Below are 6,961 nucleotides of genomic sequence, written 5' to 3'. Positions count from 1 at the left end.
GTGCGCGACGCGCGCCGACGAGTTGCGGGTGAACGGACGAATGCGAATTCATAACGGGCCTCCAAAAATTATGTCTGTCGGAAATACGTGGAGGTCCAATGCGCAGTGCCCAAGGCTTTGTCACACTTTGATTCAATTGACGAATTCGGCCGGTTGCTTGCCAAGGTGGCGAAAACGGGCGCCCGCAGGTACGGCTTAGGTTGAAATGGGCTCTATTCTGACCTAGGTGCCGTTGCAGCTAGGCGCCCTGCCCCGCAAATAACTAACACGAACGGCCCATTCCGGACCTTGAGTCAAGGATCGTGATGCCGCGGTGCGCCCGTCATACCGGCCATTCGCTGCGCTTGCGAACTCTGGTCGGCGTCGGAGGTCAGGTGCGCGGACAAAGTTCGCTTTCGCTGCGGTGTTTATGGGCTCGTCAAAGACGCTGTACAACTAATAGAACTAGTGGAGCTACATGGGTGTGGGCTAGCCCTGACCCGTGCGCACGTGCTTGAACATCCGCAAATCCGCACGAACAAAACCTAGTTGGAATTTGATCATCCATTGGCTGGCCGACTGCGGCAGGCAGATGCTGTGGCCCGGTTCTCGAAAACTTCTGCCACGATACAATTTGGTGCCCTCGCTTATGGCGCAGATACCGAATCTGTTCTTGCTGAGTTCGGTGTTACAAAGTGAACCAGCGCCAACGCAAATCATTGAGAGCATCGTAACATACTGAATTAAAACATTTGTTAAGGGGAGTAAAAAAGGGTTGCAATGCTATCTACCTATCGATAGGTAGATAGCACGAAACGCAAACCCCGACGGAGGTACTCAGATGAAGATTTATGATGTCGAAGGGTTCCCGAACCCTGCCCGTGTTCGTATTGCGCTGGCTGAAAAAGGCGCGACAGACAATGTTGAATTCATCCCTGTGGATGTGATGGGCGGCGAGCATCGTACGCCTGAGTTCAAAGCCAAGAACCCCGACGCCGCGGTGCCTTGTCTGGAACTGGAAGATGGTTCGCACATCGCACAATGCAACGCGATTATTGAATATATTGACGCAACCTTCGATGGCCCATCATTGACCGGCGTGACTGCGCAAGAGCGTGCCCGCATCTCGATGATGAACCTGCGCGCGGAAAACGGTCTGTTGAATGCGGTAGGCACCTACTTCCACCACGCTACACCTGGGCTGGGCCCCGATCTTGAAACTTATCAATGCGCCGAATGGGGCAATAAGCAGAAAGAGGTCGCCGGAAACACAATGGCCTATCTGGACTCGGTTCTCGCCGAAAATGAATACTTGGCCGGAGACACATTCTCGATAGCTGATATCACCGCCTTTGCAGGATTGGCGTTCGCCGATTTTGCCAAAGTTGAAATTCCTGAAACCCTGACCAACCTGCAAGTTTGGCGTGCTAAGATGGCGGCCCGTCCATCTATCGCCGCCTAAGCGAGAACTGCCATTTAAGTCGAAAGGACCTCTCCCATGGAGCTCAACTCGGACTTCTCTTCGCGCGTCGTTGTTCACTCTGATCAGCTTGAGTGGCAGGCCTCGCCCATGAAGGGTGTGGACCGGCGCATGCTGGACCGAATTGGTGGCGAAGTCGCCCGCGCCACCACCATTGTGCGTTATGCGCCCGGCAGCAAATTTTTGGCCCACACGCATACAGGCGGTGAAGAGTTCATCGTTCTGGACGGCGTCTTTCAGGATGAGCATGGCGATTTCCCGGAAGGCACTTATGTGCGCAATCCGCCCACAACCGGGCATACGCCCGGCTCGGAACCCGGCTGCACGATCTTCGTCAAACTCTGGCAGTTCGACATGGATGACCGCAATCAGTTCCGCAAAACCATGGCCGACGAACTGGCCGCACCCGTGAACGGGGTCGCCACTGCGATCCTGCACAAGGATGACCGCGAGGTTGTCACTTACAGCCATGTTGATGCAGGCGCCGAGGTTACCTCGGATGCGCCAGGTGGTATCGAGCTGTTGATGATTGGCGGATCGCTGTCCTCAGGTGGTGACGTTCTAAAAAAGAACGACTGGCTACGCCTGCCCGAAGGCGAAGCGCTGTCTGCAGTTGCGGGTCCGGACGGGGCGAAGGTCTGGATGAAAACCGGCCACCTGCCCTTTGCTCAACCACCGGCGGTGTGATTCATGAATTCTGACAAACCTCTGGCGATTGTCGCCGGTGCGGGGACTGGCCTTGGCCAGTCCCTTCTCGCGCGGTTTCAGGCAGGTGGCATGACGGCCATTGGTCTTGGACGGACGCAGCCGCAGGAAACGATCGCGCCGTTTCATCAGGTCGATCTGTCCGATCCGAGTGCGGTTGCGCCAGTGATTTCTGAATTGATCGCTGCGCATGGCCCGCCGAAGATCGTGGTACACAATACGGCTGAACTGGTGATCGCGCCATTCCCCGAAACCACATTGGAGGACTACCAGCGAACGTGGACATCAATGGTGCAATCTCTGGTCGTGCTGGGGCAATTTGTTCTGCTACCGATGGTGCGCGGCGGTGGTGGCGCGCTGATCGTTTCCGGGGCCACAGCGTCGCTGCGCGGCGGCCCACGGTTTTCCGCTTTTGCGTCGGCTAAGTTCGCCTTGCGCGGGCTAACACAATCGCTGGCACGTGAATATCAACCGGCTGGCGTACATGTCTCGCACGTCGTTCTGGACGGGATCATCGATACGCCCCGCTCGCGGGATTTGCACTCGCTGGATCCGTCGAAGATGATGAAACCGGACGAGATTTCCGAGGCCTACTGGCAGTTGGCTCATCAACCGCAATCCACCTGGACCCATGAGCTGGACCTGCGCCCGGCATCTGAGGGGTTCTGATCGATGCAGACGCAAACTGTGATCATTGGCGCAGGCCTTTCTGGCCTCTGCCTTGCGCGACAGCTACAGGCACAAAACCATGACTACCTGCTGGTCGAAGCGCGGGGTCGTCCGGGCGGACGTATCCGGACGGAAAGGCTGGAGGGTGGGTATTTCGACATGGGTCCGGCCTGGTTCTGGCCCGGGCAGCCGCGTATTGCAGCGTTAATAAAGCGGCTCGGACTGGAGTGGTTCGAGCAATATTCAACAGGCGCGCTCAGCTTTGAAAACGAGATCGGCCAGGTCGATCGCGATCGCGGGTTTGCCTCGATGCAAGGGTCTTATCGACTGAAAGGTGGTCTGGGTGCCCTCATTGATGCGCTGGCCGCTGAGATACCGCAGAAGCGGCTTATCTTATCCGCGCCTATCGTCGGGTTAGAGAAGTCTGCGTCTGGGATCACCGCGACCGCTCAAACTGGGCAAGTCATCCATGCTCAGGAAGTCGTGCTGGCCCTCCCTCCTCGCGTGGCGAGCAAGATCGTGTTCTCACCCGCTTTACCAAATGAAGCTTTAGCGGCGATGACCGGGATCGCGACTTGGATGGCCGGACAGGCCAAAGCCATCGCTGTCTATGATACCCCGTTCTGGCGCACGGCCGGGCTGTCCGGTGACGCGATGAGCCGCAGGGGGCCGATGGTGGAAATACACGACGCATCCCCTGCCGAGGGCGGACCTTACGCGTTGTTCGGCTTTATCGGCTTGCCTCCCCGCGCCCGCAGCAACGAAGAACGGCTGCGGCAGGAGCTCAAAGAGCAACTGTCCCGGCTGTACGGCGCCGAAGCTGCGGAGCCAAAGACACTCTTTGTCAAAGACTGGGCCTTTGACCCGTTCACCTCTATCGAAGCGGATCATCAGCCGTTATACGCTCATCCGCAATACGGGCTGCCCCATGCGATGACCCGTCTGTGGGATGGCCGACTAATCTTTGGCGGGACCGAAGTTGCACCACAGTTCGGGGGCTATATAGAAGGCGCTCTGGAGGCTGCGGACAACACGCTGGCCCTGGTCATGACGGAAAAGGTTTAAGCACGTATGACGAGTGATACCAAGACTGCCCTTCTGGATGTTGCCGAACACGCCGCACGGGCGCGCGGATTTGACGGGTTCAGCTATGCCGATCTGGCCGAGGCAGTGGGCATTCGCAAAGCGTCGATCCATTACCATTTCCCGACCAAAGCGGCGCTGTCGGCGGCACTCATGGATCGCTATAGTCTGACCTTGGAGGCAGAGTGCAACCGCATCCGGGTAGAACACAAAACCGGGGCCGAGCAATTGCTGGCCCTGATCGACCTCTACCGGGATGCACTCAATGACGGGAAAACCCTGTGCCTCTGCGTGTCGCTTATCAGCAGCCGTGAAAGCCTGTCGGATGACGTGATCCAAAAGATCCGGAAATTCCGCGCCATGATGGTTGCCCAAATCGAAGAGATCCTGAAGCTTGGCCAAGAAGACAAGTCAATCACCGGCATCACCGATCCGATCTCGGAGGCCCGCGCGACACTGGCCCTTTTGGAAGGCGCGCATCTGACCGCACGCGCAGAAGAGAATGTGAATACCTTCGATGAGGCTTTGGGCGTCTTAAAGTCCCGCTGTTGATCTTCGCCCCGACACATCGGATCGTTGCCGCAAGCAATTCATTTGATATTCGGAGCTTTCCTTATGCCCAAAGTCTTTCTGATCACCGGCACGTCAACCGGCCTTGGTGTTCAAATCGCCGTACAAGCGGCCCTAGCGGGCCATACTGTCTATGCTACTATGCGAAACCTCGCCAAACGCGGCATCTTGGATGTGGCCGCCTCTGACGCTGGCGTCAATTTCAACGTGCTTGAGTTGGACGTGCAGGACAGCGCCAGCGTAAACGCCGCAGTCGACCAGATCATCGCGAACGAGGGCCGGATCGATACGTTGATCAACAATGCGGGTGCTGGATTTGTCCGCACAACCGAACAAGCCAGCGAAGAAGACGTCGCCTGGGTCATGGATGTGAATTTCATGGGTGTCGTGCGCTGCACAAAAGCGGTGATGCCACACATGCGCGCGGCGCGCTCGGGCCACGTCATCACAATCTCATCCGTAGGCGGCCTTGTGGGTCAGCCGTTCAACGAGATCTACTGCGCCACCAAGTTCGCGGTTGAGGGGTACACTGAGGCTCTGGCCAGCTATGTCACGCCCAATTTCGGCGTCCATTTCTCAACGGTTGAACCGGGCGGTATCCAATCCGAGTTTGCCACCAATGTGCTGAAACATGTCGAGGCCACGGGCGGGATGCTTGAGGATGAGTATCTGCCCATTCTCCAGAAGTATATCGGCGGCGCGCAGGCGCGAATGGATGGCAGCGATATCTATCAAACCTCGGAACAAGTGGCATCCGTTGTCATGAGCGTGGTTGACGCCTCTGACCCGCCGATCCGGATTCGCACCTCAAACTGGAGTGAGGCGTTTACACGTCTGAAAACCGAAGCTGACCCGGATGGCAAAAAGCAACAGGCAGCCGTGATCGAGCAGTTCTTAAGCTGAGAGCCTATTCGTGCGATGTTGCTCGGATTGTGGCAACATTGCTTCGGTTGCCGCAAGTTTCCATGCTGCTTCACCGGCGACGTTCGCTTTTTGAGATGTCGCGGAACACCAGCACGCATCGATCAAACGCGCATTCCCTGATCCGTTTCGGATCAGTTTCTGTCAGCAAAGTCGCAAAGCTTTGCGCGGCCAGCGCCATGAACGCCTTAGGCGACATCTCGGTCGTCTGTGCAGTCAGAGCGAACCCCAGAAGGCGACCGGCAATCTGCCCAGCTACAATGGAAGTCGATCTATCATTGTGTGCAGTTGTGCTTCACAGGCATACAGCTCGTCGAGGCACTTAGAGACACAAGGACGGCCCATACCGGTCGTTGACCGTCGGCAACCGATGATATGACGCGGTCCGTCGAACCTGCCGTTCGCTGCGAGCGCAATATCATCGGCTTACTGACGTCACGCAGTGCGGAACTAAGCCGATCTCCTTTAGGTGCGCACCAATCTCGGCCTTGAGTCCAAGTCGACTGGCCATGATCGGATCGCTCTACTAGTATTTGACCAAACTCCCACTTCGAGGTGTAATTTTGACCACCACTTTTTGCAAACGTTTCGGAATTGAGAACCCAATCGTCCTGGCACCTGTCGGTGGAGTTTCGTCGCCTGAGCTTGTCGCCGCCGTAAGCAATGCCGGAGGGCTCGGAATTGCGCCGGTCTGGTACCTGGAGCCCGACGGTCTGAAAACAGAGGTGCAGCGGATCAAATCGCTGACAGATAAGCCCTTTGGCGTCAATCTCAACATGAACTTTCGAAGTGAAGCTCAGCTTGAGACGTGCTTTGAGGAAAACATCGAGATCATTTCGCTATTCTGGGGTGATACAGGCGATTTCGTCCCTCGCGCCAAAGCAGCGGGCTGCAAAGTCATCATAACAGCGAGCACGGCAGAAAAAGCACGTGCGGCGGTCGCTCTCGGGGCCGATGCGATCTGCGCGCAGGGCTACGAAGCTGGCGGTCATGTTGAGGGGACGGTCTCGACGATGGCCTTGGTACCTGCCGTCGTCGACGCAGTCGGTGATATTCCAGTGATTGCGGCAGGTGGGATCGCCGATGGTCGCGGGCTCGCGGCGGCACTGGCGCTTGGAGCTTCGGCCGCATGGGTTGGAACGCGCTTCTTAGCGGCGGAGGAAGCCCCTGTTCACCCAACCTATCGCGCGCAACTGCTGGCGGCCTCGGAGGACGATACGGATCGTTACGATGATCTTTACGATCTGAGCTGGCCGAATGCACCGCATCGGGCTTTGAAAAATACGACCTCAAAAATGTGGGGAGCTGCTGGCAAACCGGCTCTAGGCCAACGCCCTGGTGAAGGCGACGTGTTAGCGCATCGTCAAGATGGGAGTGAAATCGTACGCTATACTAGCGCTTCGCCAAATGCCGCCTTAGAGGGCGACATTGAAGCATTATCAATGTGGTCCGGTCAGGGTGTTGGCCTTGTAACAAAAGTCCAGCCGGCGGCCAAGATCGTTGCGGAGATAGTCGATCAGGCTCGAACAATCGTGCAATTCTGAGACATTCACT

8 protein-coding genes are annotated in these 6,961 nt (G+C 57.1%); 7 read left to right on the top strand and 1 reads right to left on the bottom strand.

From position 1 onward, the window contains the following. Nucleotides 1-820 precede the first annotated feature (820 nt). From ACR0LF_RS06820 to ACR0LF_RS06795, 6 genes are all read left to right on the top strand, one after another. Nucleotides 821-1,441 (top strand): glutathione S-transferase family protein, encoded by a 621-nt coding sequence (locus ACR0LF_RS06820; protein ID WP_480583894.1) that lies wholly within the window; start codon nucleotides 821-823, stop codon nucleotides 1,439-1,441. A 36-nt stretch (nucleotides 1,442-1,477) separates the two neighbouring features. After that, a complete protein-coding gene (locus tag ACR0LF_RS06815; RefSeq protein WP_480583890.1) occupies nucleotides 1,478-2,146 on the top strand; it encodes a cupin domain-containing protein in 669 nt (222 codons plus the stop codon). A 3-nt stretch (nucleotides 2,147-2,149) separates the two neighbouring features. Next, nucleotides 2,150-2,833 carry an SDR family NAD(P)-dependent oxidoreductase gene (locus ACR0LF_RS06810; protein WP_480583886.1) on the top strand — a complete coding sequence of 228 codons (684 nt, stop codon included), beginning with the start codon at nucleotides 2,150-2,152 and terminating at the stop codon, nucleotides 2,831-2,833. Nucleotides 2,834-2,836: 3 nt separating this feature from the next. Then, nucleotides 2,837-3,898: a flavin monoamine oxidase family protein gene (locus tag ACR0LF_RS06805; RefSeq protein ID WP_480583883.1), complete on the top strand. Its 1,062-nt coding sequence runs from the start codon at nucleotides 2,837-2,839 to the stop codon at nucleotides 3,896-3,898. Between the two features lie 6 nt (nucleotides 3,899-3,904). Then, entirely contained in the window at nucleotides 3,905-4,468 is a 564-nt protein-coding gene (locus ACR0LF_RS06800; protein ID WP_480583880.1) for a TetR/AcrR family transcriptional regulator, read from the top strand. A gap of 63 nt (nucleotides 4,469-4,531) precedes the next feature. Continuing rightward, nucleotides 4,532-5,389: an SDR family oxidoreductase gene (locus ACR0LF_RS06795; RefSeq protein WP_480583878.1), complete on the top strand. Its 858-nt coding sequence runs from the start codon at nucleotides 4,532-4,534 to the stop codon at nucleotides 5,387-5,389. 70 nt (nucleotides 5,390-5,459) lie between these two features. Here ACR0LF_RS06795 and ACR0LF_RS06790 read toward each other — a convergent pair whose 3' ends face one another. Further along, entirely contained in the window at nucleotides 5,460-5,606 is a 147-nt protein-coding gene (locus ACR0LF_RS06790) for a hypothetical protein (protein ID WP_480583874.1), read from the bottom strand. Nucleotides 5,607-5,970: 364 nt separating this feature from the next. On the opposite strand from ACR0LF_RS06790, the gene ACR0LF_RS06785 reads away from it, so the two are divergent. Continuing rightward, nucleotides 5,971-6,951: an NAD(P)H-dependent flavin oxidoreductase gene (locus ACR0LF_RS06785; protein ID WP_480583871.1), complete on the top strand. Its 981-nt coding sequence runs from the start codon at nucleotides 5,971-5,973 to the stop codon at nucleotides 6,949-6,951. Nucleotides 6,952-6,961: the final 10 nt, after the last annotated feature.

Source organism: Ruegeria sp. E8 (assembly GCF_056533985.1).
Note: the sequence above shows the minus strand (reverse complement) of the source record. Positions and strands in the feature narration are given on the sequence as shown.

Coding starts and splice junctions, on each gene's coding strand:
- ACR0LF_RS06820 (WP_480583894.1), top strand. CDS start 821: ATGAAGATTTATGATGTCGAAGGGTTCCCGAACCCTGCCCGTGTTCGT.
- ACR0LF_RS06815 (WP_480583890.1), top strand. CDS start 1,478: ATGGAGCTCAACTCGGACTTCTCTTCGCGCGTCGTTGTTCACTCTGAT.
- ACR0LF_RS06810 (WP_480583886.1), top strand. CDS start 2,150: ATGAATTCTGACAAACCTCTGGCGATTGTCGCCGGTGCGGGGACTGGC.
- ACR0LF_RS06805 (WP_480583883.1), top strand. CDS start 2,837: ATGCAGACGCAAACTGTGATCATTGGCGCAGGCCTTTCTGGCCTCTGC.
- ACR0LF_RS06800 (WP_480583880.1), top strand. CDS start 3,905: ATGACGAGTGATACCAAGACTGCCCTTCTGGATGTTGCCGAACACGCC.
- ACR0LF_RS06795 (WP_480583878.1), top strand. CDS start 4,532: ATGCCCAAAGTCTTTCTGATCACCGGCACGTCAACCGGCCTTGGTGTT.
- ACR0LF_RS06790 (WP_480583874.1), bottom strand. CDS start 5,606: ATGTCGCCTAAGGCGTTCATGGCGCTGGCCGCGCAAAGCTTTGCGACT.